Origin of the sequence: Facilibium subflavum (genome assembly GCF_003574485.1) — a bacterium.
GTDB classification, from domain to species: domain Bacteria; phylum Pseudomonadota; class Gammaproteobacteria; order Francisellales; family Francisellaceae; genus Facilibium; species Facilibium subflavum.
On record NZ_QLIT01000383.1, the window covers coordinates 1 to 596 of the forward strand.

Sequence of the window (596 nt, forward strand, 5' to 3'; positions counted from 1 at the left end):
CCTTTATCAACCCAATATTTATAACGTTTAGCTCTACTATCACCATATTCTTTATGAAGGTATTTCCATTGAGTACCTGTTTTTAGAATATAAAAAAACTGCTTCTATAAATTTTCTAAGCTTAGCAGTGTCTTTTGTATGTAAGCCTTTTTGATTTGTAAGAAAAGCTAAAATTGTTGACCAATTTGATTCTGATATATAATATTCCATATATGTTAGGTGTGTTATTTGTTTCGCAAAACCATTTAAATACACTTAACATCTTTATGCAAAAATTTTGTTCATGGAACCTAATTTTTAGGTATTGGATATGATATTTTTATATCCATAGCAAGCGATTATGTAGTTAGTCTAAAATTATTCTCTTACAATCATTTATATTGTTAATTCTATTTATGTCTAGAGTTGGGCTAAACATGTTATTTTCGTCTAATAATATTGAGAGCATCCCTAAGTTGTTAGAAGGTAAATAGTCTAAGTAATAACTATCTCCAATAAAAAATGTATCTTTTGCTATTATATTATGTTTTTTTAAAGGTAGCTTAAAAAAATCTAAATCTGGTTTTTTAAGTCCTACTTCTTGGGAGATGAAAGTA

Annotated in this window: 1 protein-coding gene and 1 pseudogene; both read right to left on the reverse strand. The window is 26.7% G+C overall.

Annotated elements, in window-relative coordinates; translation table 11 throughout:
* Positions 1 to 210, reverse strand: a pseudogene (locus DNK84_RS14880) (transposase); the annotation flags it as partial.
* Between the two features lie 136 nt (positions 211 to 346).
* Positions 347 to 596: HAD family hydrolase (locus DNK84_RS14745; protein ID WP_208123364.1), on the reverse strand; the 250-nt coding region annotated here is incomplete at its 5' end.